This window comes from Streptomyces sp. NPDC030820 (assembly GCF_055572075.1).
Window position 1 is genome coordinate 13,133 of sequence record NZ_JBVIEB010000023.1, and the last position, 14,628, is coordinate 27,760.

The following is a 14,628-nucleotide window of genomic DNA, read 5'->3' on the forward strand; positions in this document are numbered from 1 at the left end:
TGAGAGTCACCGTCATGAGCCGTTCCGCCCATCCCGCCGGGCCCCGTCACGCCGACGTCCTGCCCGAGGGGCACTACTCCGCGCCGCCCGCCGACCTCAACGCCCTCGACCACAAGGTGTGGGCCCAGACCGTCGGGCGCAACACCGACGGGGTCGTCACCGTCGGCGGCATCGATGTGAAGACCCTCGCCGAAGAGCACGGCACGCCCGCCTACATCCTCGACGAGGCCGACTTCCGTGCACGCGCGCGTGCGTGGCGTTCCGCCTTCGGGGCCGACGCCGACGTGTTCTACGCCGGCAAGGCGTTCCTGTCCCGTGCCGTCGTGCGGTGGCTCCATGAGGAAGGGCTCAACCTCGACGTGTGCTCCGGGGGCGAGCTGACCACCGCCCTCTCCGCCGGCATGCCGGCCGAGCGCATCGCCTTCCACGGCAACAACAAGTCCTTGGAAGAGATCGAAAGGGCCATCCGCGCCGGCGTCGGGCGGATCGTGCTCGACTCCTTCCAGGAGATCGTGCGCGTCGCCCACATCGCGCAGTCCCTGGGCAAGCGGCAGAAGGTCCAGATTCGGATCACCGTCGGGGTCGAGGCTCATACGCACGAGTTCATCGCCACCGCCCATGAAGACCAGAAGTTCGGGATTCCGCTGGCCGGGGGGCGGGCCGCGGAGGCCGTGCGGCGGGCGCTGCAGCTGGACGGGCTCGAACTGATCGGGATCCACTCCCACATCGGGTCGCAGATCTTCGACATGTCCGGCTTCGAGGTCGCCGCGCACCGCGTCGTCGGGTTGCTCAGGGACATCCGTGACGAGCACGGCGTCGAGCTGCCCGAGATCGACCTCGGGGGTGGGCTCGGGATCGCCTACACCAGTGACGACGATCCGCGCGAGCCGCACGAGATCGCCAAGGCGCTGACCGAGATCGTCACGCGCGAGTGCGAGGCCGCCCGGCTGCGTACCCCTCGCATCTCCGTCGAGCCCGGGCGCGCCATCGTCGGGCCGACCGCCTTCACGCTCTACGAGGTCGGCACCGTCAAGCCGCTGGAGGGCTTGCGGACGTACGTGTCCGTCGACGGCGGCATGTCCGACAACATCCGCACCGCCCTGTACGACGCTGAGTACAGCGTCGCCCTCGTGTCCCGGACCTCCAGTGCCGAGCCCATGCTCGCCCGCGTGGTCGGCAAGCACTGCGAGAGCGGGGACATCGTGGTCAAGGACGCGTTCCTGCCGGCCGACCTGGCGCCGGGGGATCTCATCGCCGTACCGGCCACCGGTGCCTACTGCCGGTCCATGGCCAGCAACTACAACCATGTGCTGCGGCCGCCCGTCGTCGCCGTGAAGGACGGCGAGGCGCGGGTGATCGTGCGGCGCGAGACGGAGGAGGACCTCCTGCGTCTCGACGTCGGCTAGCCCGCCACCGGGGCTGGAAGATCTCCGGTCTTTCGGCCCCGCACCCATGAAATACATGTCTCACGATCCGGACGAAGGGTAGAAACTCCCGTCCGGTGAGTGAGACTGGTCCAACCGTAGACGGTATGAGGAAACGAGGTCGGATGATGCGTACGCGTCCGCTGAAGGTGGCGCTGCTGGGCTGTGGGGTTGTCGGCTCAGAGGTGGCGCGCATCATGACGACGCACGCCGACGACCTCGCGGCCCGGATCGGGGCGCCCGTGGAGCTGGCGGGGGTCGCCGTACGGCGGCCGTCCAAGGTCCGCGAGGGCATCGACCCCGGCCTCGTCACCACCGACGCCACCGCCCTCGTCAAACGCGGGGACATCGACGTGGTGGTCGAGGTGATCGGCGGGATCGAGCCCGCGCGGACCCTCATCACCACCGCCTTCGAGCACGGGGCCTCGGTGGTCTCCGCCAACAAGGCCCTGCTCGCCCAGGACGGGGCCGCCCTGCATGCGGCGGCGGAGGTGCACGGCAGGGATCTGTACTACGAGGCCGCCGTCGCCGGTGCCATCCCGCTGATCCGTCCGCTGCGCGAGTCCCTGGCCGGCGACAAGATCAACCGGGTGATGGGGATCGTCAACGGCACGACCAACTTCATCCTCGACAAGATGGACTCCACCGGCGCCGGGTACCAGGAGGCGCTCGACGAGGCCACCGCCCTCGGGTACGCCGAAGCCGACCCGACCGCCGACGTCGAGGGCTTCGACGCCGCCGCCAAGGCCGCCATCCTCGCCGGGATCGCCTTCCACACGCGCGTGCGCCTCGACGACGTCTACCGCGAGGGCATGACCGAGGTCACCGCCGCCGACTTCCGCTCGGCGAAGGAGATGGGCTGCACCATCAAGCTGCTCGCCATCTGTGAGCGCTCCAAGGACGGCGCGTCGGTCACCGCGCGCGTGCATCCCGCCATGATTCCGCTGAGCCACCCGCTCGCCTCCGTGCGCGGCGCGTACAACGCCGTCTTCGTGGAGAGCGACGCCGCCGGCCAGCTGATGTTCTACGGCCCTGGCGCCGGGGGTTCCCCGACCGCCTCCGCCGTGCTCGGCGACCTCGTCGCCGTGTGCCGCAACCGGCGGGGCGGTGCAACGGGGCCCGGTGAGTCGGCGTACGCCGCCCTGCCCGTCTCGCCCATGGGCGAGGTCGTCACGCGTTACCACATCAGCCTTGACGTCGCGGACAAGCCGGGTGTTCTCGCCCAGGTCGCGACCGTGTTCGCCGAGCACGGGGTGTCGATCGATACGGTGCGCCAGCAGGGCAAGGACGGCGAGGCCTCCCTCGTCGTCGTCACTCACCGCGCGTCCGACGCCTCCCTCACCGGGACCGTCGAGGCGCTGCGCAAGCTCGACACCGTGCGGGGTGTCGCCAGCATCATGCGGGTTGAAGGAGAGTAACCAGCAATGACCCACCAGTGGCGCGGAATCATCGAGGAGTACCGGGACCGGCTGCCGGTATCCGACACCACGCCGGTCGTGACGCTCCGCGAGGGCGGCACGCCCCTCGTGCCCGCGCAGGTGCTCTCCGAGCGCACGGGCTGTGAGGTCCACCTGAAGGTGGAGGGCGCCAACCCCACCGGTTCCTTCAAGGACCGCGGTATGACCATGGCCATCTCCAAGGCGAAGGAGGAGGGGGCCAGGGCCGTCATCTGCGCCTCCACCGGCAACACCTCGGCCTCCGCCGCCGCTTACGCCGTGCGCGCGGGTATGGTTTCGGCCGTTCTCGTGCCCCAGGGCAAGATCGCCCTCGGCAAGATGGGCCAGGCCCTCGTGCACGGCGCGAAGATCCTCCAGGTCGACGGCAACTTCGACGACTGCCTCACCCTCGCGCGGAACCTGAGCGAGAACTACCCGGTGGCGCTGGTCAATTCGGTCAACCCGGTGCGTATCGAGGGCCAGAAGACGGCCTCCTTCGAGATCGTGGACATGCTCGGCGACGCCCCCGACATCCACGTCCTGCCGGTGGGCAACGCGGGCAACATCACCGCGTACTGGAAGGGCTACCAGGAGTACGCCGCCGACGGCATCGCCACGAGGACCCCGCGCATGTGGGGCTTCCAGGCCTCCGGCAGTGCGCCGATCGTGCGCGGCGAGGTGGTCAAGGACCCGTCGACCATCGCCACCGCCATCCGCATCGGCAACCCGGCCTCCTGGCAGTACGCCCTGGCCGCACGGGACGAGTCGGGCGGGCTCATCGACGAGGTGACGGACCGTGAAATCCTGCGCGCCTACCGCCTGTTGGCCGCGCAGGAGGGCGTCTTCGTGGAGCCCGCCTCCGCCGCCTCCGTGGCCGGTCTGCTGAAGGCTGCCGAGCAGGGCAAGGTCGACCCGGGCCAGAAGATCGTGTGCACGGTCACCGGCAACGGTCTGAAGGACCCCGACTGGGCCGTCGCCGGCGCCCCGCAGCCGGTCACCGTCCCGGTCGACGCGGCCGCCGCGGCCGAGCGCCTCGGCCTGGCCTGAACCTGGAAAAACCCTGACAGGGTGCACAGGGGGCTTACGACACGCATCGTGCGCCTCCTGTGCGCCCTATGTCGCCACAGAACCTTCCTTCGATAGGCTGTACTGAACCCGCCCGTTGCATATGCCCTCGCATCGGGGCAGCACCGCGCCGTCTGCGCGGTCCGAGGGTCTTCCCGTACGTCATCGAATGTCTTCGACAGTCACGCAGCTCAAGGAGAGTCAACGAGCGATGGCCGGTCCAGCGTTCCGCGCCGCCGCCGTCCGGGTGCGCGTTCCCGCCACCAGCGCCAATCTCGGCCCGGGCTTCGACGCCCTCGGCCTCGCGCTGGGGCTCTACGACGACGTGGTCGTCCGGGTGGCCGACTCCGGGCTGCACATCGACATCGCGGGGGAGGGCAGCGAGACCCTTCCGCGTGACGAGTCTCACCTTCTCGTCCGCTCCCTGCGCACCGCCTTCGACCTGCTGGGCGGACAGCCCCGCGGCCTGGAGATCGTCTGCGCCAACCGCATCCCGCACGGCCGTGGCCTCGGCTCCTCCTCCGCCGCCATCTGCGCCGGCATCGTCGCCGCCCGCGCGGTGACCATAGGCGGCGAGGCCCGCCTGGACGACGCGGCCCTGCTGGAGCTGGCCACCGAGATCGAGGGCCACCCGGACAACGTGGCCCCGTGTCTGCTCGGCGGGTTCACGATCGCCTGGATGGAGTCCGGCGCCGCCCGGGCGATCAGGATGGAGGCCAGTGATTCCATCGTTCCGGTGGTTTTCGTGCCTGGAAAGCCGGTCCTGACCGAGACCGCGCGCGGCCTGCTGCCGCGCACCGTGCCGCACGTCGACGCCGCCGCCAACGCGGGCCGTGCCGCCCTGCTCGTCGAGGCCCTCACCCGGCGCCCCGAGCTGCTGCTGCCCGCCACCGAGGACCGCCTCCACCAGGAGTACCGCGCCCCCGCCATGCCGGAGAGCGCCGCGCTGGTGGAGCGGCTGCGCGCCGACGGCATCCCGGCCGTCATCTCCGGCGCCGGACCCACCGTCATGGCGCTGGCCGACGCCGACAGCGCCGACAAGGTCGCCCATCTCGCGGGCGCGGGCTGGGCCGCGAACCGGCTGGACCTCGATGTCCAGGGAGCGAGCGTGCTGCCGCTTGCGACCTGACACACGGTTGCCGGATTTGGAGAGGGGGAATGTTTGTTGGATCCGGTAGTGTTAACCTCAAGTCTGCACCCGACCCCACCATGGCGAGGTGCCTCGTGTCCCAGTCCGGGACAGACATTCTTCCGGGAGCCTCCCACGCCACTCCGTGTTCCGTGCGCCGTACCTGGGCAGTACGTCGTATGCGGACACTGAGCGGGCCGCCGGGCACGCTCCGGAATCGGTGCTACCACGCCACGTGACACTGAGTGCCACGACCCGCGGAAGCGCCAATCACCGCACATTTCTTCCGCCGCTTTGGCGGACCACCGCCCCGGCACGGTTCACGGAAAGCAAGGACCGTAGCCGGACAGCACAACCGGTCGCCGAGCCAGACAGGCCGACGTCCGCTCCAGGGAAGGACCCTTCGTGAGCGACACCACCGATCTGATGGGCGCACGTGTCGAGGAGACCGCTGCCGCGCCCGCCACGGACGCCTCCGCGCCTGCCACCGGTGCCGGCTCCCGGCGGCGCCGCGGTACCGGCCTCGAGGGCATGGTGCTGGCCGAGCTGCAGCAGGTCGCCTCGGGCCTCGGCATCAGGGGCACCGCGCGGATGCGCAAGAGCCAGCTGATCGAGGTCATCAAGGAGGCGCAGGCCGCCGGGGGAGCCACCCCCAAGGCGGAGACCGCCACCGAGACCAAGCCGAAGCGCCGCGCCACCTCCAAGGCCCGCACCGGCGAGGACACCGCCGAGAAGAAGGCGGAGGCCAAGACCGAGGCCCCCGCCGAGAAGGCCGTGGCCCAGCAGCAGATCGAGATCCCCGGCCAGCCCGCCAGCGATGACGCGCCGACCGAGCGCCGTCGTCGCCGCGCCACCGCCGAGGCCGGCAGCCCCGCCCCGAGCAGCGCGGAGACCGTCGCCGCCGAGGCCAAGGCCGAGCCCAAGGCCGAGACCCCCGCCCAGCAGCCGCAGCCGCAGGGCGAGGCCGCCAGGGGCGACGCCGGTGACGGCGACGGCCGTGGCCGCCGCGACCGCCGTGAGCGCGGCCGGGACCGCGACCGCGACCGCCGCGGCAAGGGCGACGACCAGCAGGGCGGCCAGCAGCGCCAGCCGCAGGGCCAGCAGCAGGGCGGCCGTCAGGACCGCCAGCAGGACGAGGACGACTTCGAGGGCGGCCGCCGGGGCCGTCGCGGCCGTTACCGGGACCGCCGTGGCCGGCGTGGCCGCGACGACATCGCCGAGCCGCAGGTCGCCGAGGACGACGTCCTGATCCCCGTCGCGGGCATTCTGGACATCCTCGACAACTACGCCTTCATCCGGACCTCCGGCTACCTGCCGGGCCCGAACGACGTGTACGTCTCCCTCGCCCAGGTCCGCAAGAACGGCCTGCGCAAGGGCGACCACGTCACCGGCGCGGTCCGTCAGCCGAAGGAGGGCGAGCGTCGCGAGAAGTTCAACGCGCTGGTCCGCCTCGACTCCGTCAACGGCATGGCGCCCGAACACGGCCGCGGCCGCCCGGAGTTCAACAAGCTGACCCCGCTCTACCCGCAGGACCGCCTCCGCCTGGAGACGGACCCGGGCGTGCTCACCACCCGCATCATCGACCTGGTCTCGCCGATCGGTAAGGGCCAGCGCGGTCTGATCGTGGCCCCGCCGAAGACCGGCAAGACCATGATCATGCAGGCGATCGCCAACGCGATCACGCACAACAACCCCGAGTGCCACCTGATGGTCGTCCTCGTCGACGAGCGTCCGGAAGAGGTCACCGACATGCAGCGGTCGGTCAAGGGCGAGGTCATCTCCTCGACCTTCGACCGCCCGGCCGAGGACCACACCACGGTCGCCGAGCTCGCCATCGAGCGCGCGAAGCGGCTGGTGGAGCTGGGCCACGACGTGGTCGTGCTGCTCGACTCGATCACGCGTCTGGGCCGCGCCTACAACCTGGCGGCTCCGGCCTCCGGCCGCATCCTGTCCGGTGGTGTCGACTCGACCGCGCTGTACCCGCCGAAGCGGTTCTTCGGTGCGGCGCGCAACATCGAGGACGGCGGTTCGCTGACCATCCTGGCCACGGCTCTCGTGGACACCGGGTCCCGCATGGACGAGGTGATCTTCGAGGAGTTCAAGGGCACGGGCAACATGGAGCTGAAGCTCGACCGCAAGCTCGCGGACAAGCGGATCTTCCCGGCCGTGGACGTGGACGCCTCCGGTACCCGTAAGGAGGAGATCCTGCTGGGTGCCGAGGAGCTGGGCATCGTCTGGAAGCTGCGCCGTGTGCTGCACGCGCTCGACCAGCAGCAGGCGATCGAGCTGCTGCTCGACAAGATGAAGCAGACCAAGTCGAACGTCGAGTTCCTGATGCAGATTCAGAAGACGACGCCGACGCCCGGCAACGGCGACTAGTCGGTAGAGACTGGGTAAGAAAGAGGGCCGCCCTCCGTCAATCGGTGACGGGGGGCGGCCTTTTGGCGCTGAGAGGTACGGGTGCGTATCACGCGCCCCTCCTGACTCATCGCTTCATGGGGGACTCTTTTGTCCACGCCTCTTCCCCGCAGCGGCCGGCACAGACGCCGTATACGCATCGGCCTGCCCGTCGCCGCCGCCGGTGTCGCCGCGGCCGTCGCCGCCGCGCTGCTGACCACCTCGGCCGGTGCCACGACGGCCTCGGCCTCGCCGACCGTCAAGCCCGCCACCAGCTCCGCCTCGCTCAGCGAGCTGACGGACCGCGTCGCGGGCGCGCTCGCCACCGACAAGGACTTCAAGAAGGCCTCGAAGACCAAGGACACGAACGGCGGCGGTACGGCTTCCTCGTCGTCCTCGTCGTCCTCCTCCACGACGTCCGGCACCGGCACCGCCAGCCCGATGATCATCGGCGGTACCACCACGAGCATCACCTCGGCGCCGTGGATGGCCCAGCTCTGGTACTACGACGACAAGGGCACCAGCGACACCAGCGACGACGTCGGCTTCTTCTGCGGCGGTGCCGTGGTGGCGCCGACGAAGATCCTGACCGCCGCGCACTGCGTCAAGGGCTTCGACTGGCACGCCAACGGCGCCATCCTCACCGGCACCGACCAGCTGCCCACCACCGACTCCTCCGGCAACACCGACCTGCACGGCGGCACCGTCTCCGGCGTCTGGCGGCAGTGGAACCACCCGTCGTACAACGCGACGACCATCGACAACGACATCGCCGTACTGACCCTGCCGAGCCCGGTCAAGGCCACGCCGATCCGCATGACGACGTCGACCGACACGGCGTCCTACGTGGCCGGCACCAGCGCCAAGGTCTACGGCTGGGGCCGCACCAGCTCCACCAGCCAGGACATCTCGCAGACGCTCAGGACGGCCACCCTGCCGATCCAGTCCGACAGCACGTGCTCGGGCGCCTACGGCAGCGAGTTCATCGCCGGCCACATGGTCTGCGCGGGCAACCCCGCGACCGGCAGCGACTCCGGCACCACCGCCACCTGCAACGGCGACTCCGGCGGCCCGCTGATCGTGAACAACCGCATCGTCGGCATCGTCTCCTGGGGCGTGCAGGACTGCGTCGCCAAGGGCGCCTACAGCGTGTTCAGCAAGGTGAAGTCGTACGTCGGCGCCGCCTACCCGCGCATCGACGACACCAACCTCAGCGGCGACCACAAGGCCGACCTGTTCGTGCGCGAGCACTCCACGAACACCGGCTACGAGAAGGACTCCAAGGGCACCTCGTTCGCGGCCCGCGTCTCCTGGGGCAGCTTCGCCGGCTACAACACGATCCTGCAGACGGACCTCGACCGGGACGGCTACCAGGACTTCATCCTGCGCCGCAGCAGTGACGGGGCGGTCTTCTGGCTCCACTACATCCCGGCCACCCAGAGCTGGAGCAAGAAGGAGATCTTCAGCAACTGGTCCACCCGGAAGTCCACCGTCGCCCCCGGCGACGTCACCGGCGACTACCTGCCCGACCTGCTCTCGGTCGACTCCTCCGGCAACCTGTGGATCTACCCGGGCAAGGGCGACGGCTCCTTCGCCACCCCCGTCAAGGTCGGCTCCGGCTGGGGCCAGTACAACTCCCTGCGCGGCCACGGCGACTTCGACGGCGACGGCAAGGCCGACCTGATCGCCCGCCAGAGCAGCACCGGCGACGTGTACCTGTACCGGGGCACGGGCACGGCCGGCTCGGGCGCCTTCGCCTCCCGGATCAAGGTGCGCAGCGCCTGGACCGGCTACAACGCCTTCGACGCCGTCGGCGACGTGACCGGCGACGGCAAGGCCGACTTCCTGGCCCGCACCTCCGGCGGCACGCTCTACCTGTACCCGGGCACCGGCAAGGCGACCAGCGAGATCTTCGCCACAAGGATCTCGGTCGGCACCGGTTTCCAGGCGTACGACCTCTGGGGCTGAACCCCCAGGTGAGCGAGGCTCACCGCCCGTAAACCGATCACACACAGTGCCCATCGCCCTACACGATGGGCACTGTGTGTTGTGCAACCCTTGCCCGAGTTTCTCCGTCTGCCTTTACGGAGCGACGATGGAGCGGTATCGACCGCGCCTGACCCTGAAAGCAGGGGGTAACCGACCGACGAGACCTAGGAGCCATGTGTCCGCCGAGAGCACGCCGGAGCCCGTCATACCCGAGCCGGGCGAGACCGGCCCCCGCCGCAGGGCCCGCAGCAGGAGCCGGAAGGCCCTGCGCGTCGCGGCCTGGACGGCCGCCGGTGTGGTCGTGCTGGGCGGGGCGGGCGCCGGCTACCTGTACTTCAAGCTCAACGGCAACATCCGAAGCGTGGACATCGACCAGGCACTCGGCACCGACCGGCCCACGAAGATCGACAACGGCTCCGAGAACATCCTGGTCCTCGGCTCGGACAGCCGCTCCGGCTCCAACAGGAAGCTCGGCGGCGGCACCGACGACGGCAGCGCCCGTTCCGACACGGCGATGATCGTGCACGTCTACGAGGGTCACAAGAAGGCCAGTGTCGTCTCCGTCCCCCGGGACACCCTGATCGACCGCCCGGCCTGCACCGACACCAAGGGCACCACGCATCCGGCCGCGAGCGGCGTGATGTTCAACGAGGCCTACTCCACCGGCGGCGCGGCCTGCGCGGTGAAGACCGTCGAGTCCCTCACCGGCATCCGCATGGACCACTATCTGGAGGTCGACTTCGCGGGCTTCCAGAAGCTCATCGACGACCTCGGCGGCGTCCCGGTCACCACGACGAGGAGCATCGACGACCCGCAGAGCCATCTGAACCTCCGGGCCGGCACCCACACCCTCGACGGACAGCAGGCCCTCGGCCTGGTCCGCACCCGGCACGGCGTGGGCGACGGCTCCGACCTGGGCCGCATCCAGCTCCAGCAGGCCTTCGTCAAGGCCCTGCTCGACCAGGTCAAGCACGTCGGCGTCTTCAGCAACCCGAAGAAGCTCTACGACCTCGCCGACACCGCCACCAAGACGGTCACCACCGACTCCGACCTGGGCTCGGTCAACTCCCTGATCGACTTCGCCGACAGCCTCAAGGGCATCAGCTCCCGGCACATGACCATGATCACCATGCCGGTCCAGTACGACCCGTCGAACCCCAACCGTGTGCTCATGGAGAAACAGAAGGCCCAGCTGGTGTGGGACGCCCTGAAGAACGACCGGCCCATTCCGAAGTCGGCCACGACGGGTACGGCCACAGGCGAAGGCAACGGCGTGGTGAGCGCCCCGTAAGGGGCGCGGGGAACTGCGCGAGTACCCACCACGCCCGCACCCGCCCACGGCGAAACCACGGCACCCCCGTAGGCGACAACCCACTCAGCCCCAGGAATACAACAACCGCACCCCCGGTTTTGGGAGAGGGCCCCAGTCCTGGCAGACTGGTACGTCGGCTCCGGTTCACGCTCCCGCACCCCGCGGCGGCGACCCGGCGCCCTCCCGAAACCTAGGAGACACCTTGAAGCGCGACATTCACCCCGCGTACGTCGAGACGCAGGTCAGCTGCACCTGTGGCGCGTCGTTCACCACCCGCAGCACCATCGAGTCCGGCACCATCCGGGCCGAGGTCTGCTCCGAGTGCCACCCGTTCTACACGGGCAAGCAGAAGATCCTCGACACCGGTGGCCGTGTGGCCCGCTTCGAGGCCCGCTTCGGCAAGGCCGCCGGCTCCAAGAAGTAGCGAGCCCCATTTCGCCGGTCCACGGTCACGCCCTCGTGGGGGTGTGCCCGGGACCGGCGTTTTTGGTCGCCCGCCCTTCCCTTCACCGCAGTACAGGAGCCCAAGATGTTCGAGGCCGTCGACGAACTCGTCGCCGAGCACGCCGATCTGGAGAAGAAGCTCGCCGACCCGTCGGTCCACGCCGACCAGGCGAACGCGCGCAAGCTGAACAAGCGCTACGCCGAGCTGACCCCGATCGTCGCCACGTACCGCTCCTGGAAGCAGACCGGCGACGACATGGAGACCGCGCGTGAGTTCGCGGCCGACGACCCCGACTTCGCGGCCGAGGTCAAGGACCTGGAGAAGCAGCGCGAGGAGCTCACCGAGAAGCTCCGCTTCCTGCTGATCCCACGCGACCCGAGTGACGACAAGGACGTCATTCTGGAGATCAAGGCGGGCGCGGGCGGCGACGAGTCGGCCCTCTTCGCCGGCGACCTGCTGCGCATGTATCTGCGCTACGCCGAGCGCGTCGGCTGGAAGACCGAGATCATCGACGCCACCGAGTCCGAGCTGGGCGGCTACAAGGACGTCCAGGTCGCGGTGAAGGCCCGCGGCCAGCTCGAACCCGGCCAGGGCGTGTGGGCCCGGCTGAAGTACGAGGGCGGTGTGCACCGCGTGCAGCGCGTGCCGGCGACCGAGTCGCAGGGCCGTATCCACACCTCCGCCGCCGGTGTCCTCGTGACCCCGGAGGCCGAGGAGGTCGACGTGGAGATCAACCCCAACGACCTCCGGATCGACGTCTACCGGTCCTCCGGCCCGGGCGGCCAGTCGGTCAACACCACCGACTCCGCGGTGCGCATCACGCACCTCCCGACCGGGGTCGTGGCCTCCTGCCAGAACGAGAAGAGCCAGCTGCAGAACAAGGAGCAGGCGCTGCGTATCCTGCGCTCCAGGCTGCTCGCCATGGCGCAGGAGGAGGCCGAGCGGGAGGCCGCCGACGCCCGCCGCAGCCAGGTCCGCACGGTGGACCGCTCCGAGAAGATCCGCACCTACAACTTCCCGGAGAACCGCATCTCCGACCACCGCGTCGGCTTCAAGGCGTACAACCTGGACCAGGTCCTGGACGGCGACCTCGACGCGGTCATCCAGGCCTGCGTCGACGCCGACTCGGCGGCGAAGCTGGCAGCCGCGTAAGACACGTACGAGCACGACACGGAGGACTCGCGTGAACCTGCTGCTCGCCGAGGTGGCCCAGGCCACCCAGCGGCTGGCCGACGCCGGCGTGCCCTCGCCGCGCACGGACGCGGAGGAGCTCGCCGCCTTCGTGCACGGCGTGAAGCGCGGTGCACTGCACTCCGTGAAGGACTCGGACTTCGACGCCCGGTACTGGGAGGTCATCGCCCGGCGTGAACAGCGCGAGCCGCTCCAGCACATCACCGGGCGGGCCTACTTCCGCTACCTGGAGCTCCAGGTCGGGCCGGGCGTCTTCGTGCCCCGGCCCGAGACCGAGTCCGTGGTGGGCTGGGCCATAGACGCCGTGCGCGCCATGGACGTCGTCGAGCCGTGCATCGTCGACCTGTGCACCGGCTCCGGCGCCATCGCGCTCGCCCTCGCCCAGGAGGTGCCGCGCTCGCGCGTGCACGCCGTGGAGCTGTCCGAGGACGCCCTGGTGTGGACGCGGAAGAACGTCGCGGGGTCCAGGGTGGATCTGCGCCAGGGCGACGCCCTGACGGCCTTCCCCGACCTCGACGGGCAGGTCGACCTGGTGATCTCCAACCCGCCGTACATCCCGCTCACGGAGTGGGAGTACGTGGCGCCCGAGGCCCGCGACTACGACCCCGAGATGGCCCTCTTCTCCGGCGAGGACGGCCTCGACCTGATCCGGGGCATCGAACGCACCGCACACCGTCTGCTGCGCCCCGGCGGGGTCGTCGTGATCGAGCACGCCGACACCCAGGGCGGCCAGGTGCCGTGGATCTTCACCGAGGAGCGCGGCTGGGCCGACGCGGCCGACCACCCCGACCTCAACAAGCGCCCCCGGTTCGCGACCGCCCGCAAGGCGCTGCCGTGAGCACCCCGACGACAGTTCTTTTCGAAGTCCCGCAGTACGTGTACGAGGAGGCCCGCTAGACATGGCACGGCGATACGACACCAACGACGCGACCGACCGCGTGACGGGTCTGCGTGAAGCCGCGTCCGCGGTCCGCCGGGGCGAGCTGGTGGTGCTCCCGACCGACACGGTGTACGGCATCGGCGCCGACGCGTTCTCCTCGGAGGCGGTCGCCGACCTGCTCGCCGCCAAGGGCCGGAGCCGCAATATGCCCACCCCTGTCCTCATCGGCTCCCCGAACACCCTGCACGGCCTCGTCACGGACTTCTCCGAGCTGGCCTGGGAGCTGGTCGACGCGTTCTGGCCGGGCGCCCTGACGCTCGTCGCCAAGCACCAGCCGTCCCTGCAGTGGGACCTCGGCGACACCCGCGGCACGGTGGCCGTCCGCATGCCCCTGCACCCCGTCGCCATCGAGCTGCTCACCGAGGTCGGCCCCATGGCCGTGTCCTCCGCCAATCTCACCGGCCACCCGGCGCCGGAGAACTGCGACGCCGCGCAGGAGATGCTCGGCGACTCCGTCTCCGTCTACCTCGACGGCGGCCCCACCCCCGGTATTGTGCCGTCCTCCATCGTGGACGTCAGCGGCCGGGTGCCGGTGCTGCTGCGCGAGGGCGCGCTCTCCCCGGAGGAGCTGCGCAAGGTCGTACCCGACCTCGAGGTGGCGAATTGACGGCCCCTGAAGCGGGGCGTGGCATAGGCGTCGGGGAGCGTGTCGCGGAGCAGACGACGACGTTCGGCTTTCCGCGCGACACCTTCCGCATCCTCCACGTCAGCACCGGCAATGTGTGCCGCTCACCCATCACCGAGCGGCTGACCCGGCATTTCGTCGCGGAGCGGCTCGGCGTGCTCGGCGGCGGGCTGATCGTGGAGAGCGCGGGCACCTGGGGCCACGAGGGCGCGCCGATGGAGGCCAACGCGGAGACCGTGCTGGCCGAGTTCGGCGCGGACGCCTCCGGCTTCTTCGGCCGGGAGCTGCTGGACGAGCACGTCATCAGGGCCGACCTGGTGCTCACCGCCACCCGCGACCACCGCGCGCAGGTCATCTCCATGGGCCATTCGGCGGGACTGCGCACCTTCACCCTGAAGGAGTTCACCCGGCTGGTGCGGGCGATAGATCCGGCCACCCTGCCGCCCCTGGACGACGGCGTGGTCATGCGCGCCCGGGCCCTGGTGCGTGCGGCGGCGGCTCTACGCGGGTGGCTGCTGGCGCCCACGGCGGAGGCGGACGAGGTCCACGACCCGTACGGGGCGCCCCTGACGTTCTTCCGGTCGATCGGGGACGAGATACACCAGGCGCTGGACCCGGTGGTGACGGCGCTGACCGGGGTGGCGGCGCGGACGTGAGCGCTCCGTAAAGAGCTGC

The 14,628-nt window shown here is 70.2% G+C and carries 12 protein-coding genes; all 12 read left to right on the forward strand.

The annotated features are described in order from the left end of the window. The first annotated feature begins 14 nt into the window (after nt 1-14). The gene (gene lysA, locus ACZ418_RS39435; protein ID WP_468372788.1) at nt 15-1,406 is read left to right on the forward strand and encodes a diaminopimelate decarboxylase; all 1,392 of its coding nucleotides are present in this window, start codon (nt 15-17) and stop codon (nt 1,404-1,406) included. A 146-nt stretch (nt 1,407-1,552) separates the two neighbouring features. Then, nucleotides 1,553-2,842 carry a homoserine dehydrogenase gene (locus tag ACZ418_RS39440; protein WP_468372973.1) on the forward strand — a complete coding sequence of 430 codons (1,290 nt, stop codon included), beginning with the start codon at nt 1,553-1,555 and terminating at the stop codon, nt 2,840-2,842. A gap of 6 nt (nt 2,843-2,848) precedes the next feature. After that, nucleotides 2,849-3,907, forward strand: coding sequence for a threonine synthase (thrC, locus tag ACZ418_RS39445; RefSeq protein WP_468372791.1), 1,059 nt, complete (start codon nt 2,849-2,851; stop codon nt 3,905-3,907). 229 nt (nt 3,908-4,136) lie between these two features. After that, nucleotides 4,137-5,054 (forward strand): homoserine kinase, encoded by a 918-nt coding sequence (gene thrB / locus ACZ418_RS39450; protein ID WP_388620867.1) that lies wholly within the window; start codon nt 4,137-4,139, stop codon nt 5,052-5,054. A gap of 405 nt (nt 5,055-5,459) precedes the next feature. Next, entirely contained in the window at nt 5,460-7,433 is a 1,974-nt protein-coding gene (gene rho / locus ACZ418_RS39455) for a transcription termination factor Rho (RefSeq protein WP_468372794.1), read from the forward strand. A 129-nt stretch (nt 7,434-7,562) separates the two neighbouring features. Beyond that, the gene (locus ACZ418_RS39460; RefSeq protein WP_468372797.1) at nt 7,563-9,419 is read left to right on the forward strand and encodes a trypsin-like serine protease; all 1,857 of its coding nucleotides are present in this window, start codon (nt 7,563-7,565) and stop codon (nt 9,417-9,419) included. A gap of 196 nt (nt 9,420-9,615) precedes the next feature. Beyond that, nucleotides 9,616-10,731, forward strand: coding sequence for an LCP family protein (locus ACZ418_RS39465; protein ID WP_468372799.1), 1,116 nt, complete (start codon nt 9,616-9,618; stop codon nt 10,729-10,731). A gap of 223 nt (nt 10,732-10,954) precedes the next feature. Continuing rightward, on the forward strand, nt 10,955-11,176 hold the full coding sequence (rpmE, locus tag ACZ418_RS39470; RefSeq protein ID WP_030740744.1) for a 50S ribosomal protein L31: 222 nt from the start codon (nt 10,955-10,957) through the stop codon (nt 11,174-11,176). Nucleotides 11,177-11,281: 105 nt separating this feature from the next. Further along, nucleotides 11,282-12,349: a peptide chain release factor 1 gene (gene prfA / locus ACZ418_RS39475; RefSeq protein ID WP_468372802.1), complete on the forward strand. Its 1,068-nt coding sequence runs from the start codon at nt 11,282-11,284 to the stop codon at nt 12,347-12,349. A 31-nt stretch (nt 12,350-12,380) separates the two neighbouring features. Continuing rightward, nucleotides 12,381-13,226, forward strand: coding sequence for a peptide chain release factor N(5)-glutamine methyltransferase (prmC, locus tag ACZ418_RS39480; protein ID WP_351799915.1), 846 nt, complete (start codon nt 12,381-12,383; stop codon nt 13,224-13,226). Nucleotides 13,227-13,287: 61 nt separating this feature from the next. Then, entirely contained in the window at nt 13,288-13,935 is a 648-nt protein-coding gene (locus ACZ418_RS39485) for an L-threonylcarbamoyladenylate synthase (RefSeq protein WP_468372805.1), read from the forward strand. Then, the gene (locus tag ACZ418_RS39490) at nt 13,932-14,609 is read left to right on the forward strand and encodes an arsenate reductase/protein-tyrosine-phosphatase family protein (protein WP_468372807.1); all 678 of its coding nucleotides are present in this window, start codon (nt 13,932-13,934) and stop codon (nt 14,607-14,609) included. The genes ACZ418_RS39485 and ACZ418_RS39490 overlap by 4 nt, the downstream gene beginning before the upstream one ends. The last annotated feature ends 19 nt before the right edge of the window (nt 14,610-14,628 follow it).

What these genes read in the sequence shown, in the direction of transcription:
- thrC (WP_468372791.1), top strand. Translation starts at nt 2,849, where the DNA reads ATGACCCACCAGTGGCGCGGAATCATCGAGGAGTACCGGGACCGGCTG.
- prfA (WP_468372802.1), top strand. Translation starts at nt 11,282, where the DNA reads ATGTTCGAGGCCGTCGACGAACTCGTCGCCGAGCACGCCGATCTGGAG.
- ACZ418_RS39485 (WP_468372805.1), top strand. Translation starts at nt 13,288, where the DNA reads ATGGCACGGCGATACGACACCAACGACGCGACCGACCGCGTGACGGGT.
- thrB (WP_388620867.1), top strand. Translation starts at nt 4,137, where the DNA reads ATGGCCGGTCCAGCGTTCCGCGCCGCCGCCGTCCGGGTGCGCGTTCCC.
- ACZ418_RS39440 (WP_468372973.1), top strand. Translation starts at nt 1,553, where the DNA reads ATGCGTACGCGTCCGCTGAAGGTGGCGCTGCTGGGCTGTGGGGTTGTC.
- lysA (WP_468372788.1), top strand. Translation starts at nt 15, where the DNA reads ATGAGCCGTTCCGCCCATCCCGCCGGGCCCCGTCACGCCGACGTCCTG.